This is a genomic window from Tindallia californiensis (assembly GCF_900107405.1).
GTDB classification, from domain to species: Bacteria; Bacillota; Clostridia; order Peptostreptococcales; family Tindalliaceae; genus Tindallia; species Tindallia californiensis.
The window spans coordinates 237,903-257,712 of sequence record NZ_FNPV01000002.1 but is presented as its reverse complement, the minus strand read 5'-3'; the positions used below and the strand labels follow the sequence as shown (position 1 = coordinate 257,712).

The following is a 19,810-nucleotide window of genomic DNA, read 5'->3' as shown; positions in this document are numbered from 1 at the left end:
GGGTTCTTAAACGTTAAACGTAGAGCAAAGAACTATTCGGTTACAAAACTGGTAAACATTTCTGGTTTCGCTTTGCAAATAGGACAGTCATCTTCAACAGAGTCTCCGCTAAGCGTATAACCACAAATATCACAGACATGAATCTTGTTTTCGGCATAATCACTGCCGCTATCAACAGCCTGCTTAGCCAGAGTGAATAGATCCGCATGAGTTTTTTCGGCTTCGAGAGCAAACTGGAAGGAGCGTATGCTTCCTTTTTCTTCTTGAAGATTAGCAACGGTAATAAAAGCAGGATACATTTGCTCAACTTCATAATTTTCGCCATCGATAGCTCCCTGGAGATTTTCGGACGTATTTGTCATGCCGAAACCGGCTCCGGCGGTTACGGAGTCTTCGCCTACCTCTTTTTTAAGCTCTCGGAAGTGATTTCCAGCATGAACTTGCTCAGCATAAGCTACGGCCTTAAAAAGGTTTGCTACATTAGGAAACTTTTCTTTTTTTGCCGCTTCAGCCCACATTAAATAACGCATATGAGCCATGCTTTCTCCTCCGAAGGCGGATTTAAGGTTGCTTGATGTCATTGGATTCATATAATTACCCCTTTCAATAAATAGAAAATATAGTGTACAATCTAATTAGAATGTACCCGCAACTTAAAGAATACCCAATGGAATACCAAATAAACAATCATCGTAAAGATAAATTAGCCATTTTGATAAGGAGAGATAGGATGAGAGAACTAAAGTCAATTACGAAAGATGATTTAAATCAGGAGGTAACCTTTATTGCATTATTAATAGATGTTAAGATTAAAGCAACAAAGACTGGAGGTAAATATGCTGATTTAACAGTGCAGGATGCAAGTTCTAAACAATTGGTTAAACTATGGGATGTGGCTGAAGAAGATTGGTTGCAGAGAGCAAAAGACGAAATTCCGGTTATTGAAGTAAAAGCGTTGGTGGGAGAGTATCAAGGGAAACTACAGCTTACATCAAGAAGTATAAGGAAAGTTGATAAAGACAGCATTGATATGAAAAAACTAGTTCCTTCCAGTAAATGGAATTTTGATCAGATGCAACAGTGGTTAGAAGAGTTTCGTGACCGTATTCAAACCCCTCTGATAAAAACATTGGTTCATGAAATGGTTTTTCAGGAACCTTATTATGAAAAATTTTGTATATACCCGGCAGCAAAGTCGGTGCATCACAATTTTAGGCATGGAATCTTGCAACATACCCTTGAGGTGTTAAAATATTGTGTTGTGGTGGCAACGACCAAAAGGCTGAGTCAAAGACAAGTTGATCGTCTGATTGCAATGGCTTTTTTGCATGATTGGGCAAAAATCATTGAGTATGAGCCCTTGCCGTCAAATAAGATCAGTGATGAGGGGAAAATGCTAGGACATATTTTTATCGGTTCACATCATGTGATGAATAAAATAGAGTTATTGGAAGGGTTTGATAGGGAAGACGCTCTCGTTATACTGAACGGCATCTTAGGCCACCATGGAGCTCTGGAATGGGGGTCGCCAGTACTGCCTAAGTCTGTCGAAGCACAGATTCTTCACCAAGCTGATAAACTATCCGGCGACGTAGAAAGTATTTTATCCTTTATGCAGGAACAGGAAGAATCCAGAGAAACATTTACAGATAGATTGTGGAATATGGGAACAGACTATTACAAAGGAGGTATTTCATGAAATCGTTCTTTAGAAATCACAGCAGAGAATTAGAAGATGAGATTGATGCCTATCTCAAAGCGATTACCCGGGGAAGCCTTATTTTTAAAGAAGGAATTAATGAATATGTGGAAGGAAAAGAAGAAGCTTTTGAAAAAAGAGTTAAAGAAATGACGATTGCTGAGAAAGAAGCCGACGATAAGCTAAAAAGAATTAAATATAAATTATATGCATATAATTTGATTCCGGAGGCAAGTGGAGATATTTTAGAACTTACAGATGCATTGGACGAAATTGTGGACAGAGCAAAGGCGGTTCATTTGAGTTTGTCAATTGAAAAGCCAGTAATACCTAATTTTGCCCGAGAGTCTTTTATTAGTTTAAACAAAGCTTCTTGTGAAGCGGCTGATGAGTTAATGAAAGGTGTTCGTAGTTTTTTTCAAAATACCGGTATGGTAGAAGAACATGTGGCTAAAGTTTATTTTTATGAAGGAGAAGCTGACAAGCTGGAAGAAGAAATTGCGAGACAAGTTTTTAACAGTCAGGAAATCAATCGCCTTAGTCACAAAATACATCTTCGTTATTTTGTGGAAAGAATTGCATCCATTTCCGATATTGCAGAAGACGTTGCATTGAAGCTGTCTGTTTTTCAGTTGAAAAGGAATATTTAGATATCGCAAGATCTTAAGTATGATATAATCTTAGGTAGCGTTGTTGGTCAGGATGTTTAGGGAGGTGGATCTTGAGTGATTTTTTCGGAGGAAAATATGAAAAAACATTTAAGGAAAATGGCATTGATATTGGTAATGGTTGTGCTTTTGATGAGTGGATGTTCTATCTTGGAGGAAGCGGAAGATGAAGTGGATGATGTGGCTGTTCAAGAAATGCATCAAGACTATGAAGAGATGGAGATCACTATTGCTACAGGAGGAACTGGCGGCGTATATTTTCCTTTAGGTGGAGCCATGGCTACCATCTTTAATACCTATGTTCCCGGCTTAAAAGCAACGGCAGAATCGACAGGAGCGGCAATAGCAAACATTGATCTGATTCGCACAGGTGAAGCAAAAATGGCTTTTGCTCAAAATGATATTACCTATTATGCTTATACAGGCACTGAAATGTATTCAGATGAAATGGACCTGGCAGATAACGTACGGGGATTAGCTGTTTTATATCCTGAAATTATCCAAATTGTATCGTTGGTAGAATCAGAAATAGATGAGGTGGAGGACCTGCGAGGAAAAAGGATAGCAATAGGTGCTGAAAGATCCGGTACAGAGGCTAATGCGACTCATATTTTACAAATACATGGCATCGAGAAAGAGGATTTGGAGGAAGTGCATTCTATCTCCTTCGCTCAAGCAGTGATGAAAATGCGCAATGGACAAATAGATGCTGCTTTTGTTACCGCCGGGATTCCTACATCTGCTATTAGTGAAATGATAGAATATATGGACGTTAGCATTGTACCTATTCGACCAGAAATTATTCGAATGCTTTCTGACAGGTATCCGTTTTATGTAGAAGTGGATATTCCGGCAGGCACTTACGAAGGTCAGGAAACGGATGTTACAACGACGGCGGTAATGGCAATGCTTGTAGTTTCTTCGGACCTTCCGGAAATGCTGGTATACAATATGACACAAGCCATTTTTGAGCATCAGGAATTTATTGCAGAAATACATGAGCGAGGCAACGATATTATTCTTGAAACAGCGCTAATTGGAATGCCTGTAGATTTGCATCCCGGAGCTGCGCGTTTTTATGAAAAACACGTAAAGTAAACATGGGGAAACACAAGGTGAGAAGACATCTCAAGCTTTTATTGCATCTTCTGATACTTATCCTAATGCTACAGTGGCCCGTTTTTTACTTGCAAGCTTCTGATTATCAGGAAGGAAGGATTCTCTACAGACATCCAATAAAGCTGGATGAGAATATACAGATAATGTATCATCACTCTGTTGAAAAAACTCCGGTGATAGAGTTTTTTAAGGCAATGCCGGATCAAAGGTTGCTATTAACAGGACAAGTTTATGAATCTTATGGGGCTGGCTTGCCTACCCGAGCAGAAGGACTTTATGAAGTGGAAGAAGGTTTTTTTAAGATTACTGGGATAAACATGATTTTTGAATCATTACTATATCGCACGGAACCGGAAACATCGGAAATCAACTTTAAGCTAATCATTAAAGAAAAAGAAATTCCGTTCCATTTTTTTTCTAAAGAAAGAACGCTTGTAGAATTGAAAATCAAACGCGCTCCTATATGGCTATTCTGGATTCGAGAATGGCAAACCGAAAACCTCTCGTAAAAAGGAGGTTTTCCTTTTATCTGTATATTTCGGAAGAGAGGATGGTGAAATATTGTTTAGAATATGGTATGGAACAGATATAGAAGAAAAAGTACGCATTATGGTGCATGCAATTCAAAAAAAAATGAAGAAAGATCCTTGGAGAAAACAAATCATTCTAGTTCCGGAGCAATACACCTTGGAAATGGAAAAACAATATCTAAAACATTCCCAGGAAAAGGGAATGTTGAGGGTTGAAGTCCTTAGTTTTTCTCGGCTGGCCTATCGGGTTTTTTTAGAGACGGGTGGCCGAAATAGAGTGTTTATTGATGACCGAGGCTTGCATATGTTGGTAAGAAAAGCCCTAAGAGAACAGAAAGAAAATCTAAAAGTGTACCCTCATATGATTGGTCGTAAAGGATTTGTTGAATCTCTTGTCAAAGAAATTAATGAGTGCAAACAGTATGAAGTGACTTCGGAAATGTTAAAGCAACAATCTCAGCTATATAAAGATAAGGAATATATCTCTGGAAAACTTCACGATATTGCTATTATATATGAGCATGTTCAAGAAACATTAGAGGATTACTACCTTCATAAAGAAGATCGGATAGAGCTTTTTCGAAAACAGTTTCAAGATGCCAATCAGATGAAAATGGCTGACTATTGGGTAGAGGGTTTCTATAGTTTTACGCCTAATATGAAGAGTGCGCTCTTAGCTATTGGAAAGGAAGCTTATAGCCTCAACATTCTTACTTATGGTGGTGATGAGCTGACGAATCAATATTCGGTCTTGCATAAACAGATCAATCATATGAAAAACTATTTTTCATCCCAAGGTATCGAGGTGATAAAAGAAGAGGTTTCGTATGGTGAATCTTATGATAAAAAAGCAAAAGAAATAAAACACCTGAAAGAATGTTTTTACAAATTGCCAATAGATGCTTTTAATTCGGAGCCTTCTTCTATTGAATTGTTTTCTGCCAGCAATGATGAAAAAGAATTGGTATGGACAGCTTTGAAAATACAGGATTTAGTTCAGGAAAAAGGATACCGGTATCGTCAGATTGCAATACTGTGTCCGGATATGGAACAAAGAAAAAGTAGCATTCGAAGAGTGATGAAACAGCATAAGATTCCGGTGTTTATGGATGATAAAATAGTCTTAAAAAACCATCCGTTAATGGTGTTCTTAATCGAAGGCTTAAGAGCAATAGAGAGCGGATTTTCATTTCAACATATGATGACGTATATAAAAACAGGTTATGCAGGATTGGAAATAGACGAAATGGAAGAATTTGAAAATATTTGTATGCAACTGGGGATGAAAGGCAACAAATGGAAAAAAGAAATAGCAAACGCCTATGTGAAACCATATCAGGAAGATGCAGAAATATGGCGGAAAAAAATTATGGAACCATTAGGAATAGTAGAGGAGAAAATGAAGCAATCCCTAACGGTAGAAATGAAATCAAAAATTGTCTTTGAATGGATGGAAGCTCTGAATATTCCTGATATCCTTGAAAGGCAAATGAACCAGGCAGAAGCAAGGGATGCATTTGATCAAAAACAGGTATATGCTCAGTTATGGAATGAACTGATGGAGTTAATGGATCAAATGGTAGAAATGATGGGGACTCTGGAAGTTTCTCTAGATGAATACATAGATATTTTTGAATCTGGAATAGAAAGCATGGAAGTTGGCACCATCCCATCAACACTAGACCAAGTATTTGTAGGGACCATCGAGCGGTCGCGACTGTCAGATGTGAAATGTGTTTTTTTTCTCAGTGCTAATGATGGTATTTTACCAGCGGGAATAAACGAAGAAGCATTGCTATTACCAGTCGAAAAACAAAAACTTGAAGGCTCTGGCTGCAAAATCGGAGCCTCGCAAGAAGAGCGGGAATTGCAGGAAATGTTTTATATTTATTTGGCGATGACTAAGCCTTCTGATTTTCTTTTTATCAGCTATTCTTTAGCGACAGAAGAAGGAGCGGCCAGAAGACCGTCGGTTATTATTGACAGGCTCAAAGGCTTGTTTCCGCTTTTAAGCGTAAGAGATGATCTTTTTGCTACATCGGAAAATATTAAAAAAGAAATAACGCGACCGGAAAACACCTTTTCCAGTTTGACGGCAGAAGTTAGAAGGTTATTGGATGGCGAGGTGGTAGATCCGCTATGGTTGGATGCTTATCGATGGTTCTACGGGAATGAAAACTGGACAAAAGAAGTGAAGCGGATGTTGGAAGGGTTGGATTTTGAAAATCAATGCCAACCATTGGATTCAAAAGTTAGTGAAAAACTGTTTGGAAATCCATTATATTCCAGTGTTGCCAGATTGGAAAAATACCGAAAATGCCCCTTCTCGCATTTTGTTCAATATGGATTGAAGCCAGAAGAGCGTAAAGAGTTTGAAATTAAACCTGTAGAGCTTGGCAATTTTTTACATCAGGCCATGGATGGGTTTGCCAAAGCGATTAAAGACAATCATCAAGATTGGTGCTCTATCGATTTGGAAGAATGCGATCGTTTAATGGATCCCTTGATGGAAGATCTTTTAGATACCTTTAGAGATGGGATATTCCAAAGTTCATATCGATATCAGTATGCAGGAAAAAGGGTGAAGCAATTAGGGAAAACAGCTGTCAAAACCATCGTTGCTCATATTCAAAAGGGTCTTTTTGAACCACTATATCATGAACTTTCCTTTGGGAAAGAAGGTACATGGCCTGCTTTGATTTATTATGACAAAGAGAACACCTTAGTATCTTTAGAAGGCAGAATTGATAGGATTGATATGTTCGAAAAAAATGGAGACTATTATTATCGAATTGTCGATTATAAAACTGGTAACAAGGAAATGAAAATTCCAGAAGTGTTTCATGGCCTTCAAATGCAGTTACCGGTTTATTTGCAGGCGGTTCTTGATGCGCAAAGAAAGCAAATGATGGGAAATCATTATCCAGCAGGTCTTTTTTACTACCAAATGGATGATCCGATGATTGAATTAAATACGACGAAAATAGAAGAAATACAAAAGGAGAGGGTTAAACAATTAAAGCTGAATGGTTTTGCTTTACAGAACCAGGAAATTGTTGGTGCGATGGATCAAGAGATGATTGATAAATCGGAGGTATTACCGGTTTCTCTGAAAAAAGATGGTAGCTTTAGTGCTAATTCGATGGTCCTGGAATTAGAAGAATTCGATCTATTGCTCCAGCATACACAGCAATTAGTGGTGCGCATGGCAAAAAATATATTGTCAGGAGATATTTCAATACATCCGGTTGAATATAGTGGAGTTAGGGTTTGTCAATACTGTGAGTTTCATTCTGTTTGTCAATTTGATCAAAACATGCCGGATCAACAGGTGAACTACATGGAGCCGATCAATAAAAATGAAGCATTGGAAAAGATTCGTAAAAGGCTGGGAAAGAAGGTGAATTCTGATGCCTAAATGGACGAAAGAACAGGATCAGGCAATCAAAGAGAGAAATTGCAACTTATTAGTATCGGCAGCAGCAGGCTCAGGGAAAACGGCAGTACTGGTACAGCGTATTTTAGATCTTGTGATTCATGATGGTGTGGATATTGATCGAATGCTGATTGTTACCTTTACAAATGCGGCTGCTTCAGAAATGAAAGAAAGAATCGCTCGGAAAATGTTAGAAGCTTCAGGGGAATATCCGGAAAAAAGAGAAGAAATCCGCAGGCAATTAGCGCTATTAAACAGAGCTTATATCATGACAATGCATTCCTTCTGTCTAAAGGTACTTCGGAGTCATTTTCATTTGGGAGGCTTGGACCCTTCTTTTCGAGTAGGCAAAGAAACCGAAGTGACCTTATTGAAACAGGAAGCTATGAATAAAACCTTAGAGAGTTTTTATCAGGAAGCTAATCCGACATACTATCGATTAATAGAAAGTTTTTGTGATATGAAAAACGATTTATGGCTGGAAGCCGGTTTATTGAAACTTCATTCCTTTATTCAAAGCCAGCCAGAGCCACTAGAATGGTTGCATAATCAAGTAGAATCGTTTGATATCGATAAAGAAACCATGATGAAAAAAAAATGGATAGAAAGTCTTTTTGACATTTTGATGCTACGCCTTGATGGGATGATCAACCAGATAGAAATGGCTCTTTATGTTTCTGAAGAACCGGGTGGTCCGGAAGTTTATGCCGAATTACTTCATGAAGAAGTGCAAAAATTAGAAGAGGTGAAAGCGTTATGTAAAGCTAGAAATGAGAATGCATTTGAGTTGGTGAAAAGCTTCGGTTTTAAAAGATTGCCGGCGGCAAAAGAAGTTGATGAGGATAAAAAAGTAGCGGTACAAAAGATGAGAGATTTGGTGAAAAAAGATTTTAAGGCCCTTCAGGAACAGTGGTTTTTTAGAGAGCCAGAAGAATGGGCAGCTGATATAAAAATGATGAAAGAGCCTATGAGGGTACTGCGGGATTTAGTAGAAGCATTTCATCATTCTTTTAGGGTGTTAAAAAGCAAAAAGAATATTGTTGATTTTAACGATTTGGAACATATGACGTTGAAAATTCTTAAAAACCAAGAAGCGGCCGATTATTATAAAAATCAATTTCAATATATTTTTATTGATGAATATCAGGACAGTAACCGGGTTCAGGAAGCCATCACAGATCGAATAAAAAGAAAAGACAACCTTTTTATGGTGGGGGATGTGAAACAGAGTATTTATCGTTTTCGATTAGCAGAGCCCGGGCTATTTATGGAAAAACAAAGATCTTTTGTAAATAAACGGGGAGCGATCAATAAGAGAATTGATCTGAACCGAAATTTTCGAAGTGGAAAAGAGATCATTGATGGTGTTAATTATCTTTTTGAGAGATTGATGACTCCTTTTTTGGGAGAAATGGAATATACGGAAGAGGTTAAACTTCTGAGTGGTGATGTCATACCTGTAACGAAAGAGGCGCAACCAGTAGAACTGCATATTCTAGACAAAAAAAAGATGAAAAGGGAAGAGGACAGCCTGTTAAAGGATTGGACAGATCAAGAACTGGAAGCAAAAATGACGGCTGGAAAAATTCAAGATCTTCTGAAAACCACGATATATGATGCACAAATAAAAAAACAAAGAAAGGTTCAATATAGAGATATTGTGATTTTAATGCGTTCTACACGGCGCTATTTGCAAATATACGAAGACATATTGATGGAAGAAGGAATTCCTGTATTCGGTGATTCAGCAGAAGGTTTTTTTGAGACGGTAGAAGTACAGGTATTCATCAATCTTTTGAAGCTTATCGACAATATAAGGCAGGATATTGCGTTGATTAGTGTTTTGAGGTCACCAGTAGGCGGCTTTACTTCAGAAGAATTATCAAAGATCAGACTGATGGATCAAGGAAGTCCGTTTTACCTTTGCTTTATGCGTATGAATGAGCTGAATCATGATAATCCGTTGGTTCAAAAAGTGAAGAGTTTTCTATCTAAAATTAACCATTGGCGCTCCTGCAGGGACATATCTCTTTCGGCGTTTATTTGGCAAATCATGAATGAGTCCGGGTATTACGCTTTTGTGGCAGCTATGCCGGGAGGACAGCAACGTCAAGCAAATCTTCGCATTCTTGAGAAGCGTGCAGAAGAATTTGAAGAAAATCAGGACGGTAGCATCTATGGATTTTTGCAATATATCGACAAATTGAAGCGTGGTGGAAGTGGTGATTTAGGCGTTGCTAAGCTGATTAGCTCTAATAACGACGTGATTCGAATCATGAGCATTCATAAGAGTAAAGGACTAGAGTTTCCTGTCGTTCTGTTAGTGGGAACTGGGCGAAAGTTCAATCTGCGTGATGCACAAGAAAAACTTCTTTTGCATAAAGATCTGGGTTTAGGTCCTATTTGTGCTGAACCAGAGAAAAGAGTTTACCGAAACACCATGCTAAAGAATATTATCAAAGAAAAAATCAAACAAGAAAGTTTATCGGAGGAACTTCGGATTTTGTATGTTGCCGCAACAAGAGCTCAGCAAAAATTGGTTTTTATTGGAAGTGTCAATGATCCATTCAACAAATGGGAACAATGGGCAAATGCATTGCACCCGTATCAACTTGCGAAGGGGCAGTGTTTTTTAGATTGGATAGGACCGGCGCTGGCAGCAGAATATAGCATAAAAGAAGAAAGAATGGGTTTTTGTAATAGTCAATGGGACGTACAATTATGGAAAAAAGAAGACTTAGTGCTAAGTCAAAAGAAAGAAGAAAGTGAATCAGTTTATATCAAAAACCTGCTAAAAAAAGATCCGGAAAAACTTCCGCAGAAAGATCCTGCTTATGTGAAAAAAAGGTTAGAATGGGTATATCCCTATCAAAGAGATACCGTCACTCAAACGAAACTTTCGGTAAGTGATATGATTAGTCATCCGCAGAAAGATTTCATAAACAGAGGAGGCGCACTAACACCATCACTAATAAAAAAACCACTTTTTATGACACAGGAAAGAGAGCTTACAAGAGCAGAAAAAGGAACAATTTTTCATTATGTTATTCAACAACTGGATTTCAAGCAATATGAAGAAAAGAATAATATGGCATCGCAGATCGATTGGATGTTGCAAACAGAAATGATAAGCCGGGAAGAAGCAGAAGCAATTGATACGGGGCAGATAGAAGCTTTTCTTGAAAGCCCTTTAGGAAAAAGAATGATAAAAGCAGAATATCTGATGCGAGAATGGCCTTTTTTGATACAACAAGAATTAAATGGATCAACCGTAATGGTACAAGGAATTGTTGATGCTTGCTTTCTAGAAAAAAACCATTGGATTATAGTAGATTATAAAACTGACTCCATAAAGGAAAAAGATGTAGACCGGTGGAAAGAAAAATATCGGCAGCAAATAGAGCTATATACAGAAGCGGTTGAACAACTAACAGACAATAAAGTGAAAGAAAAATGGTTATTTTCTCTCACTCTGAACAAAGCAATTGAATTATAATATTGATCGAAAAAGAAAAAATGAAGTTATATATTTTTTAGGTCGTGAGACATGGTTATTATGAATGAGACAGGGTATACTATTATTACTGAAAGATTTGATTATTTGAAAAATGGGCATAGAGGAGGATACGCCTATGAATCATGAAGGTTTTGAAGTATATCTGAAAGATCTCGGGCTGGAGACGGAACATGAGGTTAGAGAAGTTATTTCAAGAGCTAGATGGGTTGAAACAACAATGAATATTAGCCTTGATAAAATGCAGATGAGCGATATAGAAGATGAAAATTTCAAAAACAACTTAGGCGAACTGGTAGGATCTCCTCACAAGACAGATTTGTTTTATCGTGCGCTATGTGCCTATATGGAGTTCTGTGGCAAAAAGGAAATGCTTAGCAGTAAATAAATCTTAGGAGTCTGCAAAGACTCCTTTTTTAAGGTGGGAAAAAATGATTCTTTCTGGACGAGAAATAAAACACAGGTTGGGAAAAGATATTTTTATTGAACCCTTTGATGAAAAACAGTTGAACCCCAATAGTTACAACTTGAAACTACATAATGAATTATTGACATACGACTCAGGCATGCTTGATATGAAAAAACCGAACGCTACCCGAAAACTTTCTATACCAGAAGAGGGTTTGGTACTAGAACCGCAACGCCTTTATCTGGGAAGAATAAAAGAATACACAAAAACCTTTGATCTTGTGCCGATGTTAGAAGGTCGATCATCCATTGGAAGGCTAGGCCTTTTTATTCATATAACCGCTGGATTTGGAGATGTTGGGTTTTGTGGGTATTGGACATTGGAAATATTTTGTATCCACCCGATTCGCATTTATCCCAATGTGGAAATATGCCAGATCTACTACCACACGATAGAAGGTGATTACGACTCTTATGAAAGTGGTAAGTATCAATTGAATAAAGGTATTCAGGCAAGTAAGCTTTATGAAGACTTCAAATAACTTCTATTTAGTTTTTCTGAAATGAACCACGGACAAAAAAGAGGAGGGATTGATATGACCACCAACCATGTGGTTGAACCAATGCAAGATGAGTTAAAAGCAAAAGATATTATGGTTAAAGATGTAATGACAGTGACTGAAGATCAAACCGTTGATCAGGTAATTCAGTTGTTGATGGATCACAATATAAGTGGATTACCGGTAGTGGATGAAGATAATCATGTAGTAGGTATTGTAACAGAAGGGGACCTTATTTACAGGAGTAAAAAATTGGAAATACCAAGGTATTTTACCATTTTAGATAGCTATATTTTTTTTGACAACACAAAAAAAGTAGAAGATCAGATCCGGAAAATGGTAGGCTATCGCGTAAAAGAAATAATGACAAAAGAAGTAATAGCGGTGGACATTGAAGACACAGTAGAAGATATCGCAACAACCATGACAAGGAAAAACATTAACCGGGTACCGGTGACGAAAGAAGGAAAATTGGTGGGCATTGTTACAAGAAGAGACATTATCCGCGCTTATGCCAGTGGGTAGAAAATGAAAAAATGAAATGATTAGAAACCACGAAAAATGAGCACTATCTTTCAGATAGTGCTCATTTTTCTGAAAACATAAAAAAAAATAACAATGGTTTGCTGGACATTTATTTAACAAAGTAATACAATATTTGTAAATGATATGAATGGAGGGAAGTTTTAATGGGGAGAAAAATGATTGGTTTTTTTGCTTTTGTATTGACTGGGTATCTGTTACTATTAACCAATATCTGGAGGCAAGAACACATGATGGAAGTAGTTATTTCTTTAGCGGTTATTGTTTTAGCGGCTATTGGCCTTAAGGGACATTACAAAGATCTGAAAGGGTAGGTGGTTTAGGATGGACAAAGGGAAAGCTCATATTATTATTGCAGCAATTATTGCTACAAGCGTTACTTGGTTTATTAATCATGAAATGGGTTATGGTGCTTTTATAGCGAATGGTTCAGTAGGAGTTATTGCAGCGGTTCTTTTACCTGGACCGTTGGCTGGGGCGGCTTATGCGGCATCCTTTGTTGGAATGTCTGGATTAAATGTATTGCCAACTTTTGGAGTATCGCTATTAGGTGGACTTGTCTGTGGAATTGTTTTAGCTCTAACAGGAGAAATATACGCTGGTATCGGTGGTAAGGGCGGAACAACGGCTGCTTTGTCAGCTCATATTACGAGATTTATTGCTAGTCTATTTACTTAAGGGGGAAGTGGTATGGAAAATATTGTCATTATTGTTGTATCGATGATTGCTGGGATGGCAGCATATTATATAAGTGTGGTAATGGGTAAAGGCGGCGTTTTTGGATCGGCTATTGTTGTTTTGGTTTCTGGATTATTGTTTCGATACTTAGAAGCCGAAAACTTGATCGCCGTTAGTGGACTTGCGGTTGTGGCAACAACAGCAAGCTATTCTGGAATGGTAGCACAGAAAAATGTGGCGAATCTTAAAGAAATGGCAATGGTTGGACTTATTACAGGTCTTCTATTTATTGCTTCTGTAAATGCCTATAATGGTGTAGGAGGGAAATTAGGAGTAATGGCGGCGCTTTCATGCTATGCTTGGATAGGAATTAAAAAGCTGACAAGCGGGACGGCGAAACCTGAAGAACCACGTTATTAACACTCTGTTTATATAAAAAAAGCCGGTATTTTTTAAAGCCGGCTTTTTATGGTTCGTTTTTAGGGATGTTTGTCACTCAAAAAGGAATTTGAAAGCTCTAAGGACTATGTTATACTAAATTGTGCAGCAGTATGAAAACAAGTATAATGAAGAGGTGTTTTGATGTCAAAGGATAAGGAAAAGAGTAAAATAAAAAAATATTTAATTCCTACAGTACTTCTTTTTATGTTTTGGATGATTCTTTCGCCTGGTTTTGGAGCGCAAACTATTTTTATGGGCATCCTTCTAAGCATTCTGGTGGTAGTCTATTCAAAGGATATTCTTTTTTCAGCAAAAGAAATGCCCTTATATCAAGGGAAACACTTTGTTAATATGCTCCGGTTTATTGGTGTTTTAATTATTGAAATATTTAAGGCTAATATAGAAGTCGCTAAGATTGTGCTGGATCCAAAACTTCCAATAGAGCCACACTTTATTAAAGTCCCCATGATGTTAGAAAATGACATGAATAAGGTGATCTATGGAAATTCTGTCACACTTACACCAGGCACCCTAACTGTTGATATTGTTGAAGACGGATTTATTATTCATGCATTAACGAAAGAAGCTGCCGAGGCAATGGAAGGAAGTTTTATTGAAACATGGATGGCGAAACAGGAGGATAAAAAATGTTAATGTATGCGTTTATAGCGACATCTGTTTTTTTGGCACTGATGACTTTTTTTTGCTTATACAGAGCATATGTTGGTCCAACAGCAGTAGACCGGGTCGTAGCTATCAATGTCATCACCACAAAAGTGGCGATGTTAATTGTGCTGATGTCTATTATGATTGGCCAGGAGTCGTTTGTTGACGTCGCTTTAATTTATGCAATGATGGGCTTTATTGCGACTATATGTGTATCTAAATACATAGAAAAAGGCAAACTGGGGTAAGGGAGAGTACAAATGATACTAAACGGACTAATTATCATATTTTTAGCAGGTGGATGCTTTTTTTTCATGGTAGGAACCGTAGGCTTAATACGTATGCCGGAAGCATTTTCCAGAATGCACGCAACAACAAAATGCGATACATTGGGAGCGGGCTTGGTGCTGGTTGCATTAATGCTCTATACTGGAATACAGATCATTACCGTGAAATTATTTATTATTCTGGTGTTTATTTGGATTACCAACCCGACCGCCGCCCATATTATCTCAAAAGCTGCTTATAATACAGATCCCGAAATTCCTAAGTCGCATAAAACGATAAAGAAAGGGTGATGGGGTGATGCAACTTTTAAACGTGATATTAATTATTTTTTTAATTGCCTGTGCGATTGCGGTTGAAAAAACGAGAGACTTATTAAGTGCTGTCATTATTTTTGCATCATATAGCTTAATAATGGCTGTTCTATGGCTTTTTCTGAGATCGCCGGATGTAGCCATGACAGAAGCAGCCATTGGCGCTGGCGTTACAACAATTATGTTTATCGCCGTTATCAGCAGAACCAGGAGGATGGAAAAATGAAAAAACTGATTATGTTTACAGCTCTTGGAGGCCTGTTGATTTTAATGATATCCAGCTATATGCAGATGCCACCAATGGGAAATATTGAAAATCCGTCCTACAATCAAGTGGCCGAATATTACCTAAAGGAAGCAGTAGAAGATACTCATTCGCCGAATGTTGTGGCGGATATTATCATGGACTATCGATCCTTGGATACCCTTGGAGAAGCAACGGTTCTTTTTACATCAATAGCGGCGGTATTGACTGTACTGGTGGGGAAGGATCCAAAACCGGAAGAGGAGGATGTTCATCATGGATGATTTAATTGTTAGGAATATTAGTCGGATGATTATTCCTTTTATTCAATTATATGGTATCTTTGTTATTTTTCATGGACACCTATCTCCTGGTGGTGGATTTCCTGGAGGTGCCATTCTGGGTGCTAGTATTATTCTTTATACATTAGCCTTTGGTGCGGAGAAGGGACATAAAAAACTACCACATTCTACATCAAAATGGTTAGAGAGTGGTGCTATTATTTGGTTTATCTTACTAGGTCTTTTTGGGATTTTTACCGGGCATGTTTTTTTAACAAACAAAGCGGCTGGATTTTATATGGGTGAAGTCGGAGATATTATTAGTGGTGGATTTATTCCTTTGGTTACCTTAGCTATTGGAATAAAAGTTGGTAGTACGATGATCACGTTATTTCATACTATGATAGAAGAAGAGGAGCATTGATGTGCAGATTCAATTTTTTCTCCAAAATATAAATTATATAGGGTCATCCTGTCTTTTTGTCATTGGACTTTATACGGTGCTAACCCATCCGAATCTGATCAAAAAAATAATAGGAATTAATATTATGGAAACTTCTGTTTTTCTTTTCTTTGTTTCTATTGGTTTTGTTCAAGGAGGTAGCGCACCGATTATTAAGGCATCTGGAAATGAAGCGATGCACTATGTTAACCCATTGCCTTCTGCATTAATACTGACCGGTATTGTGGTGGCTGTCAGCATTACAGTATATGGACTAAGCATGATCATAAAAATTTATGATGCTTACGGCACGATTGAGCTTGATGAGATTATGCAGATAAGGAGTGGAAAAGTTAATGATTAGTATGCATCTTCCTGTTTATGTATTACTTATCCTGCTGGCAACGGCCCTTATCATTCCGTTGGCATCAAAATTATCCAATATGGAAATAAAAATTCATATGACCTATTCGTTGGTAGTAGCTTGCCTGCTCTCTATTGCCACAGTTGTAAGGGTATTTCAGGCAGGTGCTTATACTTATCACTTCGGACTTAGAGATCCGATGATAGGGATAGAATTTGTGGTTGATGAGTTTTCGGCTATTATGGTGGCGTTGGTGTTAATATTATCAACATTGGTGGTGTTTTATTCTTACCGTGACATCGAACATGAAATATATCCACATTTAGTCCCGGGGTATTATACACTTGTTTTTTTGCTGATGTTCTCTATGATTGGGATGATCTTAACGAACGATCTTTTTAACTTGTATGTTTTTATGGAGATACTCTCATTAACATCCTGTGGTATTGTATCCATAAAAAGGAAAAAAGAAAATTTACTGGCGAGTATGAAATATCTAATGCTGGGAACAATCGGATCTGTTTCAATCCTTATGGGAATGGCCTTTTTATATATGGTGACAGGAAACTTAAATATGACTCTGAATTATGAAGTGATTCAGGAAGTATGGCATATCTACCCAAGAAATATCTTAGTTGCTTTAGGTTTTATTCTTACGGGTTTTGGTATTAAGGCGGCGGTTTTTCCACTGCACACCTGGTTGCCGGATGCACACTCAACAGCACCAACGCCTTCAAGTGCATTGTTATCTGGACTAGTAGTGAAAATATATCTTTTTGCAGTGATTAAAATGATTTATCGAGTGATTGGATTTGATATTGTCTATCAATTGGATATACCTCTTTTCCTTACATACTTTGCAATGATTGGAATGATTATGGGGTCTGTTTTTGCTATTGGGCAAAAGGATATCAAACGCATCCTTGCCTACTCCAGTGTTGCTCAAATAGGTTACATTGTTTTGGGTATCGGATTGGCGACGGAACGTGGGCTTTCGGTAGCTTTATTTCATGTCGTGACTCATGCCCTGATGAAATCTGCACTGTTTTTAAGTGCGGGAGCCATTATTTATCAAACGGGGAAAAGGGATGTCCGGCATTTTGAGGGTATTGGATATCAAATGCCCGTCAGCATGATCATTTTTACGATTGGTGCTTTGGGAATGATCGGGATTCCCGGAATAAATGGATTTATGAGTAAGTGGTATTTAAGTTTAGCTGTTTTAGATGCAGGTCGGCCATTGATTTTGCTTGTGATTTTATTAAGTAGTTTTTTGAATGCTGTTTATTATTTGCCGATTATCATTAGTGCGTTTCTTAAAGAAAGTGCTGACAGAGAGAATGTAATGGTAGTAGATGATGTTCCCAAAAGTATGACCATACCAATGTCCATTATTGCTGGACTATGTATTCTGATAGGTTTTTTTCCGCAGATCATTATGGTATTTATTGAGAGAGCTATTCCGACGTTTTTCTGATAATATTATAAACAGTGACCAGTATTGAACAAATGTAAAGGCCATGGTCGTTACGGAGGACTGTATCTATGGGGGAAATAGAAAATATGAAAAACACATCTCAGGGAAAACCGCTTAATAAATGGTATCAAAACATTACAAAAGATTATTTTTGTGTCAGCTGTATTATTATGTTTGGCATTTCGTTAATCCTGGTAGCTCTTTTTGTGATTGCTACTTATGGGTATCGGGAAGGCGAGCTGTATTGTCGATACCTTGGACTATGTAGTGGCAACTTTACGATCATTGATAGGGCGATTCATTTTCCGTACCTGCCCTTATTGGCAATGCTGATACCTTTTATTGGTGGTCCGTTGGAAGCTTATGTTGGAAAAAGGTCGGATCGCTTAAGAGACCTTATTGTTGTCTTTTCAACCTTTGCCACTTTTCTGGTTATTATGGCGATGTATCCCCAGGTGATAGATGGTGGTATTCAGAATGAAATACCAGGTGTATTTGGTTATGGTCTTCATTTTAATGTCGATATGTTAAGTTATATCATGGTGAGTACGGCTGGAATACTTTGGCTGATGGTAAGCATTTATTCTCATGAATATATGATGACTGAATACCATCGAGAACGGTTTTACTTATTTAAGGCAATTACCTTCAGTGGTGTGCTAGGCACTGTTATGGCTGGCGATATTTTGACCATGTTCTTATTCTTTGAAATTATGACCTTTAGCTCCTATCTTTTAGTAGCTCATAACCAGTCACCGGATTCGATTCTTGCAGGGAATAACTATATTTACATGGGTGTAGGTGGTGGTCTGGCTGTTTTAGTAGGCATGCTGTTACTATTATTTAATACGAATCATCTTGATTTTGTCTTTTTAGCCATGGAACTTAGTGATACGGGATGGCTTCAATATGCGATATCCTTCTTGTTTCTGGTGGGTTTTGGAATAAAAGCAGGAATGCTTCCACTACATATTTGGCTCCCAAAAGCTCATCCGGTTGCACCGACTCCTGCCTCAGCATTGCTTTCTGGGCTGTTAATCAAAATTGGCGCCTATGGCTTGCTAAGAATTGCGACAAGTTTTTTTATGCCTGCAGGACACCTTGTTTCAGGCAGAGATGACCCTTTATGGAGCTTGTCGACAAATATGGGCGCTATTGTTATCTGGATTGGGATTTTCACCATGGCTGTTGGTGTTTTTATGGCACTCCAACAAGGTGATATGAAAAAAATGTTAGCATATCACAGTATTAGCCAAATGGGATATATTATCATGGGTGTTGGTGTAGCGTCCTATTTAGGATATATTGGTGCCATGGGTTTTGCGGGAAGCATTTACCATACCGTAAATCATGCTTTGTTTAAGGCATTACTGTTTATGGTGGCAGGCGTAGTGTACCTTAAAACCCATGAGAAAAACATGTATAACCTGGGTGGCTTGTGGAGACAAATGCCATTTTCGGCTTTCGTATGTCTTGTGGCGGCTCTCGGAATTACCGGGATGCCAGGTTTCAATGGATTTGCCAGTAAATCCGTACTTCATCATGCCATTGACGAAGCTTATCAGTATGGGCATCACTCTTTTAAGTATGCGGAAGTGATTTTTACCATTGTAAGTGCGGGAACTGTATGTTCCTTTATAAAAATGTTTTCCTACGTTTTTCTAGGAAAATGTCCTGAAAAGCATCAGAACCTTTCGAAAAGCGGTAATGGCATGATGCAAATGGCAATGGGAGGCATTGCGTTACTAATTATAGGGATTGGATTGGCACCGAACTATCTAATGGATCACTTTATTATTCCGGCGGCAAAAACATTTACTTATGATCCGAATTTTATCGAAAGTTATCTGGTGGGTATGAACTTTTTTAATGCGAAAGATGTCATGGGAATGATTCCGGTTTATTTCCTTGGTTTTGGGATTTTCTTTGCAGGGAAAAAATTCGATCTTTTTCACCTTCACATGCCCAAATGGATGGATTTTGAATTTGTTATGTATAAACCGGTTGCAAGAATAGTAATGACTTTCTCTCGAAAGATAACAGATCAATATGAAGTGAGGACAAATAATGCGGATGTATATATATATGCAATGATCCTCGTCGCAACACTGTTTTTTCTAACAGTGTTTATTCGCTAATTC

At 37.8% G+C, this 19,810-nt stretch carries 22 protein-coding genes; 21 read left to right on the top strand and 1 reads right to left on the bottom strand.

Features of this window, described 5'->3' with window-relative positions:
- Positions 1-32 precede the first annotated feature (32 nt).
- Positions 33-590 (bottom strand): rubrerythrin family protein, encoded by a 558-nt coding sequence (locus BLV55_RS03360; protein WP_093311124.1) that lies wholly within the window; start codon positions 588-590, stop codon positions 33-35.
- 140 nt (positions 591-730) lie between these two features.
- Here BLV55_RS03360 and BLV55_RS03355 point away from each other — a divergent pair, with 140 nt between their 5' ends.
- The 21 genes from BLV55_RS03355 to BLV55_RS03260 all read left to right on the top strand — a co-directional run bounded on the left by BLV55_RS03355 (position 731) and on the right by BLV55_RS03260 (position 19,807).
- The gene (locus BLV55_RS03355) at positions 731-1,699 is read left to right on the top strand and encodes a 3'-5' exoribonuclease YhaM family protein (protein WP_093311122.1); all 969 of its coding nucleotides are present in this window, start codon (positions 731-733) and stop codon (positions 1,697-1,699) included.
- Positions 1,696-2,349: a DUF47 domain-containing protein gene (locus BLV55_RS03350; protein ID WP_093311119.1), complete on the top strand. Its 654-nt coding sequence runs from the start codon at positions 1,696-1,698 to the stop codon at positions 2,347-2,349. Before BLV55_RS03355 ends, BLV55_RS03350 begins: the two co-directional genes overlap by 4 nt.
- Before the next feature lie 96 nt (positions 2,350-2,445).
- Positions 2,446-3,465 (top strand): TAXI family TRAP transporter solute-binding subunit, encoded by a 1,020-nt coding sequence (locus BLV55_RS03345; RefSeq protein ID WP_143033160.1) that lies wholly within the window; start codon positions 2,446-2,448, stop codon positions 3,463-3,465.
- 17 nt (positions 3,466-3,482) lie between these two features.
- Entirely contained in the window at positions 3,483-3,995 is a 513-nt protein-coding gene (locus BLV55_RS03340; protein ID WP_176968236.1) for a DUF1850 domain-containing protein, read from the top strand.
- A 52-nt stretch (positions 3,996-4,047) separates the two neighbouring features.
- Positions 4,048-7,434 carry a helicase-exonuclease AddAB subunit AddB gene (addB, locus tag BLV55_RS03335; protein WP_093311110.1) on the top strand — a complete coding sequence of 1,129 codons (3,387 nt, stop codon included), beginning with the start codon at positions 4,048-4,050 and terminating at the stop codon, positions 7,432-7,434.
- A complete protein-coding gene (addA, locus tag BLV55_RS03330) occupies positions 7,427-10,948 on the top strand; it encodes a helicase-exonuclease AddAB subunit AddA (RefSeq protein ID WP_093311108.1) in 3,522 nt (1,173 codons plus the stop codon). Before addB ends, addA begins: the two co-directional genes overlap by 8 nt.
- Before the next feature lie 136 nt (positions 10,949-11,084).
- Entirely contained in the window at positions 11,085-11,354 is a 270-nt protein-coding gene (locus tag BLV55_RS03325) for a hypothetical protein (RefSeq protein WP_093311106.1), read from the top strand.
- 43 nt (positions 11,355-11,397) lie between these two features.
- A complete protein-coding gene (gene dcd, locus BLV55_RS03320) occupies positions 11,398-11,916 on the top strand; it encodes a dCTP deaminase (protein ID WP_093311103.1) in 519 nt (172 codons plus the stop codon).
- Positions 11,917-11,970: 54 nt separating this feature from the next.
- Positions 11,971-12,459: a CBS domain-containing protein gene (locus tag BLV55_RS03315; protein WP_242870015.1), complete on the top strand. Its 489-nt coding sequence runs from the start codon at positions 11,971-11,973 to the stop codon at positions 12,457-12,459.
- A gap of 164 nt (positions 12,460-12,623) precedes the next feature.
- Positions 12,624-12,791, top strand: coding sequence for a hypothetical protein (locus BLV55_RS14540; protein ID WP_176968235.1), 168 nt, complete (start codon positions 12,624-12,626; stop codon positions 12,789-12,791).
- Positions 12,792-12,801: 10 nt separating this feature from the next.
- Positions 12,802-13,155 carry a hypothetical protein gene (locus BLV55_RS03310; RefSeq protein ID WP_093311101.1) on the top strand — a complete coding sequence of 118 codons (354 nt, stop codon included), beginning with the start codon at positions 12,802-12,804 and terminating at the stop codon, positions 13,153-13,155.
- A gap of 12 nt (positions 13,156-13,167) precedes the next feature.
- A complete protein-coding gene (locus BLV55_RS03305; protein WP_093311098.1) occupies positions 13,168-13,575 on the top strand; it encodes a hypothetical protein in 408 nt (135 codons plus the stop codon).
- A 162-nt stretch (positions 13,576-13,737) separates the two neighbouring features.
- A complete protein-coding gene (locus tag BLV55_RS03300; RefSeq protein WP_093311095.1) occupies positions 13,738-14,250 on the top strand; it encodes a Na+/H+ antiporter subunit E in 513 nt (170 codons plus the stop codon).
- Entirely contained in the window at positions 14,244-14,510 is a 267-nt protein-coding gene (locus BLV55_RS03295; RefSeq protein WP_093311092.1) for an MrpF/PhaF family protein, read from the top strand. The genes BLV55_RS03300 and BLV55_RS03295 overlap by 7 nt, the downstream gene beginning before the upstream one ends.
- Before the next feature lie 12 nt (positions 14,511-14,522).
- On the top strand, positions 14,523-14,840 hold the full coding sequence (mnhG, locus tag BLV55_RS03290; RefSeq protein WP_093311088.1) for a monovalent cation/H(+) antiporter subunit G: 318 nt from the start codon (positions 14,523-14,525) through the stop codon (positions 14,838-14,840).
- Between the two features lie 7 nt (positions 14,841-14,847).
- Complete coding sequence (locus BLV55_RS03285; RefSeq protein ID WP_093311085.1) at positions 14,848-15,087, top strand: hydrogenase subunit MbhD domain-containing protein; 240 nt, start codon at positions 14,848-14,850, stop codon at positions 15,085-15,087.
- On the top strand, positions 15,084-15,389 hold the full coding sequence (mbhE, locus tag BLV55_RS03280) for a hydrogen gas-evolving membrane-bound hydrogenase subunit E (protein ID WP_093311082.1): 306 nt from the start codon (positions 15,084-15,086) through the stop codon (positions 15,387-15,389). Before BLV55_RS03285 ends, mbhE begins: the two co-directional genes overlap by 4 nt.
- Positions 15,382-15,810, top strand: coding sequence for an MnhB domain-containing protein (locus tag BLV55_RS03275; RefSeq protein WP_093311079.1), 429 nt, complete (start codon positions 15,382-15,384; stop codon positions 15,808-15,810). Before mbhE ends, BLV55_RS03275 begins: the two co-directional genes overlap by 8 nt.
- 1 nt (position 15,811) lies before the next feature.
- On the top strand, positions 15,812-16,192 hold the full coding sequence (locus BLV55_RS03270; protein ID WP_093311078.1) for a cation:proton antiporter subunit C: 381 nt from the start codon (positions 15,812-15,814) through the stop codon (positions 16,190-16,192).
- Entirely contained in the window at positions 16,185-17,669 is a 1,485-nt protein-coding gene (locus BLV55_RS03265; protein ID WP_093311075.1) for a complex I subunit 5 family protein, read from the top strand. Before BLV55_RS03270 ends, BLV55_RS03265 begins: the two co-directional genes overlap by 8 nt.
- Positions 17,670-17,737: 68 nt before the next feature.
- Positions 17,738-19,807, top strand: coding sequence for a complex I subunit 5 family protein (locus BLV55_RS03260; protein ID WP_093311073.1), 2,070 nt, complete (start codon positions 17,738-17,740; stop codon positions 19,805-19,807).
- Positions 19,808-19,810 lie beyond the last annotated feature (3 nt).